The organism is Megasphaera stantonii, from assembly GCF_025567065.1.
Lineage (GTDB): Bacteria > Bacillota > Negativicutes > Veillonellales > Megasphaeraceae > Megasphaera > Megasphaera stantonii.
Genome location: NZ_JAOQKD010000001.1, coordinates 351,002 through 363,177, shown reverse-complemented (window position 1 = coordinate 363,177; position 12,176 = coordinate 351,002). Strand labels below are relative to the sequence as shown.

Sequence of the window (12,176 nt, the reverse complement as noted above, 5' to 3'; positions counted from 1 at the left end):
GGCATATAAATTTCATATACATAGGCGAAGCTATTATTGGATAGCATTACGTCGCGACAATACATGTAGTTTAAGACAGAAAGAAGGTACATCTATGAAGACAATACGCATCGGCGGCGGCCAGGGCTTTTGGGGAGACCTGATTGACGCGCCGATTATCATGGCGAAGGAAGACAACGTAGATTATATTTGCTGCGATTATCTGGCGGAATTGACCCTGTCCATCATGCGGCGGCAGCAGGAAAAACGGCCCGAAGCCGGCTACGCCCGCGATTTCATCACGTCGCTGAAGGGCATGCTGCCCTACCTGGCAGAAAAGAAGACGAAGGTTATTACCAACGCCGGCGGCATGAACGTAAAGGCCTGCGTGGAAAAGGTAAAGGAAGTCGTCAAAGCCGGCGGCTACAACCTGAAGGTCGGTTACGTCCTCGGCGACGACGTGCGGGAAAAGATTCCCCAGCTTCGCGAGCAGGGCGTCCAGATGCAGCACATGGATACGGGCGAAGACATCGACGGCATCCTGCCGAAGATGGTCAACGCCAACGTCTATTACGGCGTAGAGCCTATCGTCAAATGCCTGGAAGACGGCGCGGACATCATCATCCTGGGCCGCTCGACCGATACGGCTATGTTTGAAGCGCCCCTCCTGTACGAATTCGGCTGGAAGCTCGACGACTGGGACGCCAAGGCCACGGGCATTCTGGCCGGCCACCTCTGCGAATGCGGCGCCCAGGCTACAGGCGGAAACTACGACTACGACTGGGAACACGTCCCACGTCCGGAGCTTTTAGGCTATCCCATCGTCGAAGTCAGCGAAAAGGGCAGCCTCGTTCTGACGAAGACGAAGAACACCGGCGGCCTCGTAACGGTCCAGTCCGTCAAGGAACAGCTCATGTACGAAATCCACGACCCGTCGCAATACATTACGCCCGACGTCGTCGCCGATTTCAGCAAGATTACGCTGGAAGAAATCGAACGGGACCACGTCGCTGTCCGCGGCGTGACGGGCAAGCCCGCTCCCGACACCTTGAAGCTCTGCGTCGGCTATCTCGAAGGCTACCGCAATATCGCCTACCTGCCCTACAGCTGGCCGAGAGCGCTGGATAAAGCCAAAATGGCTGCCAATATTCTGGACAAGCGCATGGCCATGAAGGGCCTGAAGGCCATCCGTACCCATATCAGCTATTTAGGCGTCAACGCCCTCCACGGCCCCCTGGCTCCGGAACTCGACGCCGATTTGAACGAAGTCGTCCTCCGCTACGCCATCATGACGGAAACGAAGGAAGAAGGCCTGAAACTGACGCCGGAAGTCGCCGCCGTCAGCAACCTGAACGGCCCGGCCCAAGGCTGCTTCTTCGGCGGCCGCACCCGTCCCAGCGAAGTATTCGCCCTGTGGCCGACGCTCATTCCCCGGGATGCCATTACGATGGAAACGCACGTAGAGGAGGTTTAATGTCATGAAAGTTCAGTTAAAAGATATAGCTCACGGCCGCTGCGGCGATAAGAGCGATACGTCCAATATCTGCATTTACGCCCGCAAGCCCCAGTATTATAAAGCCATGGAACGGCAGCTGACGGCCGAAGCCGTGCGCCGCCACTTTGAAGGACTCGTCTTCGGCGACGTCGTACGCTACGACTTGCCCCAGCTGGACGGCTTCAACTTCGTCATGCACCATGCCTTGGACGGCGGCGCGACGCGCTCCCTGCGTCTCGACACGCTGGGCAAATGCATGGAAGCGGCGCTGCTGCGCATGTACATTGAAGTCGATGACGAATAGAACAATTTGGAATTGCACATAAACTGTATCGGGACGTCAAAGGAGAGATGACATATGAAAACCAATAATTACTCTGGATTCCATAAACTTTCTGTAAGTCAAAGAGCGGCGGAAGTCGCTGAATTTGCCAATCTTACAGAAGACGAACTGCGCCTGATTACCGAGCCGGGCGCACTGCACAACGACGTAGCGGACAAGGTTATCGAAAACGTCATCGGCACCTATCAGCTGCCTATGGGCGTCGCCATGAACTTCATCATCAACGGCAAAGAAGTACTTGTTCCCATGGTCGTAGAAGAAGCGTCCATCATCGCCGCGGCGTCTAACGCCGCAAAGATGGCCCGTCCAGGCGGCGGCTTTACGACGAGCTATACGGGAAATATCATGATCGCCCAGATTCAGACGATTGGAATTTCCAATCCGTATTTTGCCAAACAGGTTATCCTGCACCATAAAGAGGAAATCTTGAGCATTGCCAATGAAAAAGACCCTGTGTTAGTTGGTATTACAGGCGGCGCGAAGGATGTGGAAGTCCGCATCGTCGAATCCCTTATCGGTCCGATGGTCGTCGTGCATCTGCTCGTCGACACGGGCGACGCCATGGGAGCCAACGCCGTCAACACGATGGCCGAAGCCGTTGCTCCGTTTATTGAAAAAATTACCGGCGGCACCGTTAAGCTCCGTATATTGTCTAACTTGGCTGCATATCGTCTGGCCCGGGCCACGGCGACCTTTACGAAGGAAGCTATCGGCGGAGAAGATGTTGTCGACGGCGTGATTGCCGCCTATGCCTTCGCCGAAGCCGATCCCTTCCGGGCTGCTACGAGCAATAAGGGCATTATGAACGGCATCGACCCGCTCATCGTAGCGACCGGCAATGACTGGCGCGGCATTGAAGCGGCCTGCCACGCATACTGCTCCTATAAAGGCAAGTATACGTCTATGACCCGCTGGGAAAAGAACGCCGACGGCGATTTGACCGGCTCTATTGAAATCCCCGCCCTTTGCGGCCTCGTAGGCGGCGGCACGAAGATTCTTCCGGCGGCTAAGGTCGGCGTCAAAATCCTCGGTGTCCAGACGGCGGCGGAACTGGCTCAGGTCATCGCAGCAGTAGGGCTGGCGCAGAACTTCGCGGCCATGCGCGCCCTGGCTACAGACGGTATCCAGAAGGGGCACATGAAGCTCCATGCTCGCAATATCGCAACCGTCGCCGGCGCGACAGGCGAAATGCTGGATAAGGTCGTGGCAGCGATGGTAGCAGAAAAGAATATTTCCGTTGAGCGGGCAAAGGAATTGTTGTCTACATTGTAAGCAAAGGAGGCCGTTATGAAACGAGCGGTTTTAGCAGATATTTGGGGAGATACGGTAGATCTCCGAAACTTGACGGGCGGTATTCTCATCGGCGTCGTTCTTAGTTTCTGCTGCTATTTGGGCGCTAGTACGGCAATTTCGTCTTCATATCCGGACTTAGCGGCGAACCTCGTCTCGGCGTACTCTTTATTGTTTGGCATCGGCGGCTGCGTTTTGTCGGCCGTCGTATCAGCTAAGCTGTTTAAGCCGAAACGGACTCTGAACGAAGAGGAATTTTCCGAGGCCGACAGAGAACGCGTCTTGAAGGAATTGCAGATTGATTTGGAAAAAGAACGGGAAGAATTAAAGTATGTCGATGAAAAAGTATTGCAGGAAATGAAAGACCTGCGGTTGTATGAATTGTTTGCCGGAACAAGTGAAAACGCGCCGCCGGTACGGACTGTAAAGGAAGGTGACCGGTAATGGACGGAATGATCCTTCACGATTTACTCTGGGCCGTAGGCATGGCCTTGGCCGGCGGGATTATCTTTTCCGGTATCGGCCTGATTTCCGGAACGGATGAAACGTCGACGATCGCGCCGCTGACCTTGCTGATTATTCTGCTCGGCGTCCCGCCTGTCGCCGTATTTTCCTGGTTTATGGCGGCGGCTATTTCGAAACATATGATTCACGCTATTCCGACGGCTCTCATGGGCGTTCCAGGCGACACGATGGCCGTGCCCATGCTGGAAGACGCGGCGGTGCTGCGCAAGCTGGGCGTGCCGCATATGGCGCTGCGGAAAATGATTTCCGGCGGTATCATTGCGGCGTTTATCGCGCTGCCCGTCAGCGTCGGCTTCGCGTCCCTGCTGGCGCCCTTCGCCGACATCGTCAAAGCCTGGGCTCCCGTCGTATTTACCGTTGCGGCTATCATCATCGCCTATACGTCGGGCGGCAAATGGGCTAGTCTCTTCGCCCTGCTTCCCTTCGCCTTCTTCATTCAGGGCTTGAATAAGATGGCTATTGCCGGCATCGGTCATGGCGTGTTTATCAGTATGTTCCTGGGCATCGCTATCGGGCCGATGTTTGCCGACTTGATGACCATTTTATCGCCTAACTCCCGCCATATCCTGAAACGGGATTCGTCGCGCGAATTCTGGCTGGCTCCGGAAGTTAAGATGTGGAAGGGATATTTCCCGAATCCCATCAAAATTTTGTCTAAGCATCAGATTATGTACAATGCCATGACGGCCGGCGTATCGGCCCTGACCTTTACGTTCAGTCCCGTCGGCATGACCGTTATGATGGGCGAATTCGTCGGCGCGCGCATTAAGAGCTTGTACCAGCGCATGACGTCGACCTTGGCCGTCATGAACGGGACGACGGAAGCGACGTACATTGCGGAAACGATCATTCCGCTCTTAGCCTTCGGCATCCCCCTCAGCCCCGTCGGATTAGGGCCGGCAGCTCCGTTATTCAACGCGCCGCCCGTATATACGGCCCAGCCTGTTCATAACCTGCATACCTTTTTATCGGCTGCGGATTTCTTGGTTTATGGATATATCGGGTTGTTTGTCGCCTTCCTCGTAGCATATCCGTTTTCGATGAACTACGCCCGCCGCGCCAGCGCATGGGTATTAAGAAACGTAAGTCAGGAAGCGATTATCAGCATGTTCTCCGGTCTGATTGTCGTCATTTCGTACTTTGAAGCCGGCGTCGTAGGCATCGCAATCGCCATTACCATCGCCATCTTCGGCGGTATCTTGAACAGATATTTCGGCGTCCATACGGGCGTACAGTACATGGTGTATTACGCGTCTCCCTGGCTGATGGCGACGCTGCTGGGCATTAAATAAGATGAATTCTTTCTCCTGCATCGCTGTGCGGTGCAGGAGATACTGCGTTTTTCGCGGCAACATTTGACAGCCTCGCCTTGTTATGGTATGATAAACAAAGTTAGGCGACATGAGGCCTAGCTTTTTTAAGTTGCAGTAAAATTTTCTTGACTTAGCCTGACAGGTGTGGTATCTTATAAAGGCAGTCTTGCGCAGGCACTGGGTTTGCGCGTAGTATCAGACTATTTTTAAGAGAGGTGTAAGGGAATGCGTACAGCGATTACATTGGCATGCACAGAATGCAAACAGCGTAACTACCGGACAAATAAAAACAAGAAAAACAATCCGGACCGTTTGGAATTGAAAAAATATTGCCCGTTCTGCAAAAAACAAACCGTACATAAAGAAACGAAATAATTTTGATGGAATAAGATGTGCTTAATCTTATTTGGGTGTGAGAGGTTATATGGCACTTTCAAAAAAAGCAGCACAAAAGAATAAGAAGAATCCGGGCAAGTCATTTTTTCAAGGCGTTAAGGTGGAACTGAAAAAGGTCATCTGGCCGACGAGAAGAGAGCTGATAAACTACACGGTCATGGTCATCGTCGCGACGATCGTCGTCATGGCGATTATCGGCGTGGCCGACGGCGTTTTTGGTCAGTTGTTTAATTTGCTTCGAGCCGTTGTCGGATAGGGAGGCCTGCGCTTAAATGGAATCTGAAAAAAAATGGTATGTCATCCATACGTATTCCGGTTATGAAAATAAAGTAATGGCTACGTTGGAACGGAAAGTTAAATCCATGGGATTGGAAAATGTCATTAACCGCATCCTCGTCCCGATGGAGGAAGAAATCGACGTCGGCAAAGACGGGAAAAAGCGCGCCGTGAAACGCAAGGTTTTCCCCGGCTACGTCCTCGTCGAAATGGAAGTCAACGACCGTTCCTGGTACGTCGTCCGCAACACCCCGGGCGTAACGGGGTTTGTAGGCTCGGCGACGAAGCCTATTCCCTTGGAACCGGAGGAGGTTAAGAGCATTCTGAAATCGCAGAATCTTGACACGGAACCGAAACCGCATATTTCCGTCGAAGTAGGCGAACAGGTCCGCATCACATCCGGTCCGTTTGAAAACTTCATTGCGACCATTACGGAAATCAATGAGGAAAAAGGAACCCTCAAAGGCCTTATCGATATGTTTGGCCGGGAAACTCCAGTAGAAGTCGACTATTCTCAAATTGAGAAAAGTCTGGAATAAATACTTCTAAAATGCGGCGAAAGCCGCGAGTGGGAGAATCATTAGGATTCGCGTACCACATCTTGTAATGTGAGGAGGTGTAAATCACCATGGCAAAAAAAGTAGCAAGAATGGTAAAACTTCAGTGTGAAGCTGGCAAGGCAACTCCGGCGCCTCCGATTGGTCCTGCATTAGGCCAGGCTGGCGTTAACATCATGGCCTTCGTAAAGGAATTCAACGAACGTACGGCGAAACAGGCTGGTTACATTATTCCTGTTGAAATCACTGTATACGAAGACAGATCCTTTACCTTCATTACAAAGACACCGCCCGCTGCCGTATTGTTGAAAAAAGCAGCTGGCCTTGACAAAGCTTCGGGCGAACCGAACAAGAAAAAAGTTGCAAAGCTGAGCCGCGATCAGGTTCGTGAAATTGCAACGACAAAGATGCCTGACCTCAACGCCAACGACGTAGAACAGGCTATGAAAATGATTGAAGGCACTGCCCGCAGCATGGGTATTGAAATCGTAGACTAATTCCGATTTCCCTGCCCGTGGAAGGGGCGAATGCCCCGCTAAACCACTAAGGAGGAAAAGACATGGCAAAAGTAGGCAAGAAATATGCTGAAGCCGCTAAAATGTACGATAAATACAAATTGTACGAACCGGCTGAAGCCATCGACATCTTGAAAAAGATGGATACGGCTAAATTTGACGAAACTGTCGAATTGGCTGTAAACTTAAACGTAGATCCGAAATATGCCGACCAGCAGGTTCGCGGCGCTTTGGTTCTGCCTCATGGCATTGGCAAAACGAAGACTGTTCTCGTATTTGCTCAAGGCGATAAAGAAAAAGAAGCTCAGGAAGCCGGCGCTGATTTTGTAGGCGCAGACGACCTGATTGAAAAAATCAAAGGCGGCTGGCTCGATTTCGATGTAGCTATTGCTACGCCGAACATGATGGGCAAAGTTGGCCGTTTGGGTAAAATCCTCGGGCCGAAAGGCTTAATGCCGAACCCGAAAGTCGGTACGGTTACGATGGACGTTGCAAAAGCTGTTTCCGAAAGCAAAGCTGGTAAGGTTGAATATCGTACGGATAAGGCCGGCAATATTCATTCCCCTATCGGTAAAAAGTCTTTCGACGCTAATAAATTGATCGAAAACCTTACGACTCTCGTCGACACGCTTATCAAAGTAAAACCGTCGGGTGCCAAAGGCCAGTACATCAAAACGATCACTGTCAGCTCCACGATGGGCCCTGGTATCCATATCAACCCGTTCAGCGTAAAAGGCATTGTAAAAGCTGACGAACAATAATAATATCACTCTTAGCTGTAGACTGAAGGTATGTATAATGGACGCAAGTCCGCCATCTGAGGCTAAAACTAGTAGATTATTGAGTACTACTGATAACGACTAGTTCGGCCTCATGGAAATGAGGCCGTTTTTATTGCTAAGACGATATAAATCCAAATCAAGGAGGTGTATCGAAGGAATGTCTATGTATGCAAAGCATCAGGTTTCTCCTGCTAAAGCCGCTGTCGTTGAAGAAATGAAGGAAAAACTGCAGGCAGCTCAGGGTGTTGTATTCGTTGGATTTACGGGTTTGACCGTAGCCGACGTTACGAAGCTCCGCCGCAAATTCCGCGAAGGCAATGTTGAATACAAGGTTATCAAAAACACCTTGACTCGCATCGCCGCCAGCGAAATCGGTTTCGAAGGGGTATCTGAATTCCTCGAAGGCCCGACAGCTATCGCCTATTCCACGGAAGACGCCGTAGCTCCGGCTAAGATTTTAAAAGAATTCATCAAAGAAACGAAAACAGAAGCTCTGACGGTCAAAGTCGGTATTGCCGACGGTCAGATCATCGATGCAGCAGCCGTCGACGCATTGGCAAACCTGCCGAGCCGCGACGAACTTATCGCGAAGGTTGTCGGCAGCATGCAGGCTCCTATTTCCGGTCTTGTCAACGTACTTCAGGGCAATATCCGCAATATGGTTTATGTGCTTGACGCAGTACGTGCTAAGAAAGCAGAACAAGAAACTGCTTAATCTAAATTACAACTTTTAATTAAAAAAATCGATACTATGGAGGTATTTTAAAATGACTAAAGAAGAAATCATGCAAGCCATTGAAAACATGACTGTTTTGGAACTTTCCGAACTCGTAAAAGAAATGGAAGAAAAATTCGGCGTATCCGCTGCTGCTCCCGTAGCTGTTGCTGCTGCTCCGGCTGCTGGCGCTGCTGCTGCTGAAGAAAAATCCGAATTCGACGTTATCCTCGCTTCCGCTGGCGACAAGAAGATCAACGTAATCAAAGTTGTCCGCGAAGTAACGGGCCTCGGCTTGAAAGAAGCTAAAGCTCTCGTTGACGGTGCTCCGAGCCCTGTTAAAGAAGGCCTCTCCAAAGCTGACGCTGACGCTCTCAAAGCTAAATTGGAAGAAGCAGGCGCTACTGTTGAATTGAAATAATTTCAGAAGAAATTATACGCTCCCAAGACCCGCTGATGTTGGGTTTTGGGAGTTTTTCTATGCCTCTGTTTCGTAAGGGCCTAACCATAGGGAGGAGGAACGGATATTGAATTCATTGATTAGTCCTGAAAATACGTGGATGCTGCTGGCGGTGATGTGCGCGTCCGTCGCCGCGTCGATTTATTTGGAACAGACCTACGCCTGGGCTTCGAAGGTGTCGGGAGCCGTCATCGCCCTGATTCTCGCCCTGGTGCTGGTCAATGTCGGCGTCCTGCCTACGCACGCGCCCTTGTTTGACGACATTGTCTGGGGATACGCCGTACCGATGGCCATTCCCTTGCTGCTGCTCCAGGCTAACATGACGAAGATATGGCGGGAAACGGGGCGGATGCTCTTCGTGTTTCTCATCGGCTCGGCAGGGACGATCTGCGGAGCCCTGCTGGGGACGGCGATTTTCGGCTCCATGATAGACGGGCTGCCCAAGGTGGCGGCCATGATGACCGGCTCGTATATCGGCGGCGGTGTCAACTTCGTGGCCCTGGCCGACGCCTTCAAGACCGACGGCACGTTGGTGTCCTCGACGATCGTAGCGGATAATCTCACCATGGCCGTTTACTTCCTCGTTCTGCTGGGATGCGTAAGCAACGCCTTTTTCCGCCGCTATTTTACCCATCCCCATATCGACGCCGTAGAGCAAAGCGGGCAGGCCGATGAAGGCAAGACGCTGGCCGCCGCCTATTGGAGCCGCAAGGACATTTCCCTGCGGGACATCGCCGTAAACGTCATGTATGCAGCCGTCGTCGTCACCTTGTCCAAGTGGATGGGCTCGTCCCTGTCGGCCGTCATTCCGACGGACAACTGGCTTCTCCACATGGCAAATACCTTTTTCGGCAGCGAGTACGTGTGGATTACCTTTATTTCCATGCTCGTCGCTACCTTCTTTGACAAAAAGGTGGCCTCTGTCAGCGGCGCCCAAGAAATCGGCACCTATTTCATCTACCTCTTTTTCTTTGTCATCGGCGTGCCGGCGTCTATATCGGAAATCCTGCGCAACGCGCCCCTGCTCTTTGCCTTCTGCTTCCTCATGGTCGTCGTCAATATGCTGTTTTGCTTTGTCGGCGGCAAGCTGTTCCGTTTTCATCTGGAAGACATCGTCCTGGCGTCCAACGCGAATATCGGCGGCCCGACAACGGCTGCCGGCATGGCCATTTCCCAGGGCTGGACGAAGCTCGTCGGCCCGTCCATGCTGGTCGGTACCTTCGGCTACGTCATCGGCACTTATTTAGGCATCATTGTCGGCAGTATATTAGGCGCGTAATCAAATAAATGATACATGTGTATATGACAAACCCGCCGCCTTTCTAGGGCCGGCGGGTTTTGTCGTACTGCGTTGCTGCGCAGGAGCTGCAAGATATAGAAATTTTGTATTGCAGGATATACGGGGTAAGTATTAGACACATCGGCAGCCGGACGTATAATAGACGTATACAGACACAGGAGGATGAGTGCTATGGAATATATCACATTGCGCAGCGGCGTGTCCATGCCCCTGCTGGGCTTCGGCACCTTTCAGATTCCCAACGGAGCCCCTTGCCGAGAGGCCGTCGCGGCGGCCCTTGCCGCAGGGTACCGGCATATCGACACGGCCAGCTCGTATCAAAATGAAGAAGCCGTCGGCCAGGCAATTCGCCAGTCCGGCGTCGCCCGCAGCGAATTGTTTATCACGTCGAAGGCCTACATTCACGAAATGGGCTATGACAAGACGAAGGCAGCCTTTGACCGCCAGCTCCGCCTGCTGGGGCTGGACTACCTCGACTTGTACCTCGTGCACATGCCCTTCGGCGATTATTACGGCGCATGGCGGGCCATGGAAGAGTTGTATAAGGAAGGGAAGATTCGGGCAATCGGCGTGAGCAATTTCAACAGCAGCCGGCTGATGGATCTGTGTTACAACGCCGACATTGCGCCGGCCGTCAACCAGATCGAACGGCATCCCTTCTATCAGCGATCAGAGGAACTGGCCGTCATGAAGGAACTGGGCGTGCAGGCCGAGGCCTGGGCTCCCTTCGCCGAAGGGATGAACGGCATGTTTACCCAGCCCGTATTGCAGGAGATCGCCGCGGCCTACGGAAAGAGCGTCGCACAAGTCATTCTGCGGTGGGAAATCCAGAGTGGGTTGCCGTGCATCGCCAAATCGGTCCGACCCGAACGGATTCGGGAAAACTTCGCCATCTGGGATTTCGAGCTGACTGCGGATGAAATGAAGGGCATTGCCGCCCTTGATTTAGGTCATCCGCAGATGCTCGATACGGAGCGGCCCAGCGAAGTAAAACGGGTCTACGATTTCCTGAATAACCCCGTCGTCACCTCGCTTCATGAATAACGGCACACGTAGTATGAAAAAGAACAGCGCCTTCCCTTGGGAGAGCGCTGTTTTTTGAAGACGCGTATTCAATTTATTCGGAATAGAAAAAGCCGCAGGATGCAGCCTGTGGCTTTTTCGCTGTGCTTATGAATTTGTGATTTCATCCTTTTGCCAACGCTTAGTATAACGGCCCCTTCGGCGCTCGTCAATAGACGACGGAGCTATCCGGCGCGGGGCCGGAGAAGTAATGTAGTAAGAACGTGCGGAATTGTTCTTGCTGCGGCGACGGCTGCCATAAGGCTTTATACGACAGCCATATGCCGCGGCGGCATGTCGGCGTTCTGATAGGAAGGCGCGTAATGCTTTGGCTCAGGGATTCGGAGCCGAAGGCGGGGACAAAGGCGACGCCGAGATCCGCGCTGACCAGGTTGGCGATGACTTCGAGACTGTTGATTTCAAACGCGACTGTCGGGATGAAGCCGGCATCGCGGCAGAAGGCCAGAGATGTTTCATAGAGGCCGCATTCGCTGGTCAGCGTAATAAACGGCTCGTCCTTTACCTCGGCCAAGTCGACGAAGGGGCGGCGGGCTAAGGGATGACGAGGCGATACGGCGAGAAAAATATCTTCGTCGGTCAGCTTAACGCTGTATAGCTGGTCGTGACGCAAGGAGTGGAAGGATAGGCAGAAATCTATCCGGCCGCCCAACAGCTGTTCTTCCATTTCTCTAGGTTCGATGATTTGACGTATACAGAATTGCCCCTGCCTATGCCGCGCCGCGTACGTCGTCAGCGCTTGAGGCAAGAGACGGGACGAAGCGGCGCCGATGCGGAGACGCTCGGCTTTTTGCGCGGCGTAGGCTTGAAATTCCTTTGTTCCCAATTCTAATTCAGCAAACATGCGGTTTACGTAAGATAAAAACAAGAGTCCGCCGTCGTTTAGCCGCAGCCGTTTGCCTTGTCTGTCGAAAAGGGGATAGCCGAGCTCCGTTTCCAGACGTTTTAATATTTTGCTGAGAGACGGCTGCGATACGTGGAGCACGTCGGCGGCCTGCGTCAGGCTTTCTAAGCGGGCAATGGTTTGGAAATAGGATAAATGCAGTAGTTCCATAGGTTCTCCTTATGCTTTTACAGACATATTATATAAGGATTTATGTATTTTAAATTATATATTTTCTATTCTATAATACCATATGTCTTTGGATAC

The 12,176-nt window shown here is 52.2% G+C and carries 15 protein-coding genes; 14 read left to right on the top strand and 1 reads right to left on the bottom strand.

Going from position 1 to position 12,176, the window contains the following annotated elements:
- Window positions 1–94: 94 nt before the first annotated feature.
- The 14 genes from OCV58_RS01640 to OCV58_RS01575 all read left to right on the top strand — a co-directional run bounded on the left by OCV58_RS01640 (window position 95) and on the right by OCV58_RS01575 (window position 10,990).
- Window positions 95–1,453, top strand: a complete 1,359-nt coding sequence (locus OCV58_RS01640) for an acyclic terpene utilization AtuA family protein (RefSeq protein WP_107195308.1) — start codon at window positions 95–97, stop codon at window positions 1,451–1,453.
- A gap of 4 nt (window positions 1,454–1,457) precedes the next feature.
- Window positions 1,458–1,778, top strand: a complete 321-nt coding sequence (locus OCV58_RS01635) for an AtuA-related protein (RefSeq protein WP_087477283.1) — start codon at window positions 1,458–1,460, stop codon at window positions 1,776–1,778.
- A gap of 54 nt (window positions 1,779–1,832) precedes the next feature.
- Entirely contained in the window at window positions 1,833–3,089 is a 1,257-nt protein-coding gene (locus OCV58_RS01630) for a hydroxymethylglutaryl-CoA reductase, degradative (protein WP_154876682.1), read from the top strand.
- Window positions 3,090–3,104: 15 nt separating this feature from the next.
- Window positions 3,105–3,551 carry a hypothetical protein gene (locus tag OCV58_RS01625; RefSeq protein ID WP_154876681.1) on the top strand — a complete coding sequence of 149 codons (447 nt, stop codon included), beginning with the start codon at window positions 3,105–3,107 and terminating at the stop codon, window positions 3,549–3,551.
- Complete coding sequence (locus tag OCV58_RS01620; protein ID WP_154876680.1) at window positions 3,551–4,924, top strand: tripartite tricarboxylate transporter permease; 1,374 nt, start codon at window positions 3,551–3,553, stop codon at window positions 4,922–4,924. The genes OCV58_RS01625 and OCV58_RS01620 overlap by 1 nt, the downstream gene beginning before the upstream one ends.
- Before the next feature lie 246 nt (window positions 4,925–5,170).
- The gene (gene rpmG / locus OCV58_RS01615; protein WP_087477287.1) at window positions 5,171–5,320 is read left to right on the top strand and encodes a 50S ribosomal protein L33; all 150 of its coding nucleotides are present in this window, start codon (window positions 5,171–5,173) and stop codon (window positions 5,318–5,320) included.
- A gap of 49 nt (window positions 5,321–5,369) precedes the next feature.
- A complete protein-coding gene (gene secE, locus OCV58_RS01610; protein WP_087477288.1) occupies window positions 5,370–5,597 on the top strand; it encodes a preprotein translocase subunit SecE in 228 nt (75 codons plus the stop codon).
- Window positions 5,598–5,613: 16 nt separating this feature from the next.
- Window positions 5,614–6,156, top strand: a complete 543-nt coding sequence (gene nusG, locus OCV58_RS01605; protein WP_087477289.1) for a transcription termination/antitermination protein NusG — start codon at window positions 5,614–5,616, stop codon at window positions 6,154–6,156.
- A gap of 89 nt (window positions 6,157–6,245) precedes the next feature.
- Window positions 6,246–6,671: a 50S ribosomal protein L11 gene (gene rplK, locus OCV58_RS01600; RefSeq protein ID WP_095629270.1), complete on the top strand. Its 426-nt coding sequence runs from the start codon at window positions 6,246–6,248 to the stop codon at window positions 6,669–6,671.
- 62 nt (window positions 6,672–6,733) lie between these two features.
- Window positions 6,734–7,450 carry a 50S ribosomal protein L1 gene (rplA, locus tag OCV58_RS01595; protein ID WP_095629271.1) on the top strand — a complete coding sequence of 239 codons (717 nt, stop codon included), beginning with the start codon at window positions 6,734–6,736 and terminating at the stop codon, window positions 7,448–7,450.
- 178 nt (window positions 7,451–7,628) lie between these two features.
- A complete protein-coding gene (gene rplJ, locus OCV58_RS01590) occupies window positions 7,629–8,186 on the top strand; it encodes a 50S ribosomal protein L10 (protein ID WP_087477292.1) in 558 nt (185 codons plus the stop codon).
- Between the two features lie 52 nt (window positions 8,187–8,238).
- Window positions 8,239–8,607: a 50S ribosomal protein L7/L12 gene (gene rplL, locus OCV58_RS01585; protein WP_087477293.1), complete on the top strand. Its 369-nt coding sequence runs from the start codon at window positions 8,239–8,241 to the stop codon at window positions 8,605–8,607.
- Between the two features lie 106 nt (window positions 8,608–8,713).
- Complete coding sequence (locus OCV58_RS01580; protein ID WP_095629272.1) at window positions 8,714–9,925, top strand: DUF819 family protein; 1,212 nt, start codon at window positions 8,714–8,716, stop codon at window positions 9,923–9,925.
- A gap of 192 nt (window positions 9,926–10,117) precedes the next feature.
- Window positions 10,118–10,990, top strand: a complete 873-nt coding sequence (locus OCV58_RS01575) for an aldo/keto reductase (protein ID WP_154876679.1) — start codon at window positions 10,118–10,120, stop codon at window positions 10,988–10,990.
- Window positions 10,991–11,177: 187 nt separating this feature from the next.
- Here the strand turns inward: OCV58_RS01575 and OCV58_RS01570 are convergent, their stop codons facing one another.
- On the bottom strand, window positions 11,178–12,080 hold the full coding sequence (locus OCV58_RS01570; protein WP_154876678.1) for a LysR family transcriptional regulator: 903 nt from the start codon (window positions 12,078–12,080) through the stop codon (window positions 11,178–11,180).
- Between the last annotated feature and the right edge of the window lie 96 nt (window positions 12,081–12,176).

What these genes read in the sequence shown, in the direction of transcription:
- rplJ (WP_087477292.1), top strand. Translation starts at nt 7,629, where the DNA reads ATGTCTATGTATGCAAAGCATCAGGTTTCTCCTGCTAAAGCCGCTGTC.
- OCV58_RS01640 (WP_107195308.1), top strand. Translation starts at nt 95, where the DNA reads ATGAAGACAATACGCATCGGCGGCGGCCAGGGCTTTTGGGGAGACCTG.
- secE (WP_087477288.1), top strand. Translation starts at nt 5,370, where the DNA reads ATGGCACTTTCAAAAAAAGCAGCACAAAAGAATAAGAAGAATCCGGGC.
- rplK (WP_095629270.1), top strand. Translation starts at nt 6,246, where the DNA reads ATGGCAAAAAAAGTAGCAAGAATGGTAAAACTTCAGTGTGAAGCTGGC.
- OCV58_RS01630 (WP_154876682.1), top strand. Translation starts at nt 1,833, where the DNA reads ATGAAAACCAATAATTACTCTGGATTCCATAAACTTTCTGTAAGTCAA.
- OCV58_RS01625 (WP_154876681.1), top strand. Translation starts at nt 3,105, where the DNA reads ATGAAACGAGCGGTTTTAGCAGATATTTGGGGAGATACGGTAGATCTC.
- nusG (WP_087477289.1), top strand. Translation starts at nt 5,614, where the DNA reads ATGGAATCTGAAAAAAAATGGTATGTCATCCATACGTATTCCGGTTAT.
- rplL (WP_087477293.1), top strand. Translation starts at nt 8,239, where the DNA reads ATGACTAAAGAAGAAATCATGCAAGCCATTGAAAACATGACTGTTTTG.
- OCV58_RS01635 (WP_087477283.1), top strand. Translation starts at nt 1,458, where the DNA reads ATGAAAGTTCAGTTAAAAGATATAGCTCACGGCCGCTGCGGCGATAAG.
- OCV58_RS01575 (WP_154876679.1), top strand. Translation starts at nt 10,118, where the DNA reads ATGGAATATATCACATTGCGCAGCGGCGTGTCCATGCCCCTGCTGGGC.
- OCV58_RS01570 (WP_154876678.1), bottom strand. Translation starts at nt 12,080, where the DNA reads ATGGAACTACTGCATTTATCCTATTTCCAAACCATTGCCCGCTTAGAA.
- OCV58_RS01620 (WP_154876680.1), top strand. Translation starts at nt 3,551, where the DNA reads ATGGACGGAATGATCCTTCACGATTTACTCTGGGCCGTAGGCATGGCC.
- rplA (WP_095629271.1), top strand. Translation starts at nt 6,734, where the DNA reads ATGGCAAAAGTAGGCAAGAAATATGCTGAAGCCGCTAAAATGTACGAT.
- rpmG (WP_087477287.1), top strand. Translation starts at nt 5,171, where the DNA reads ATGCGTACAGCGATTACATTGGCATGCACAGAATGCAAACAGCGTAAC.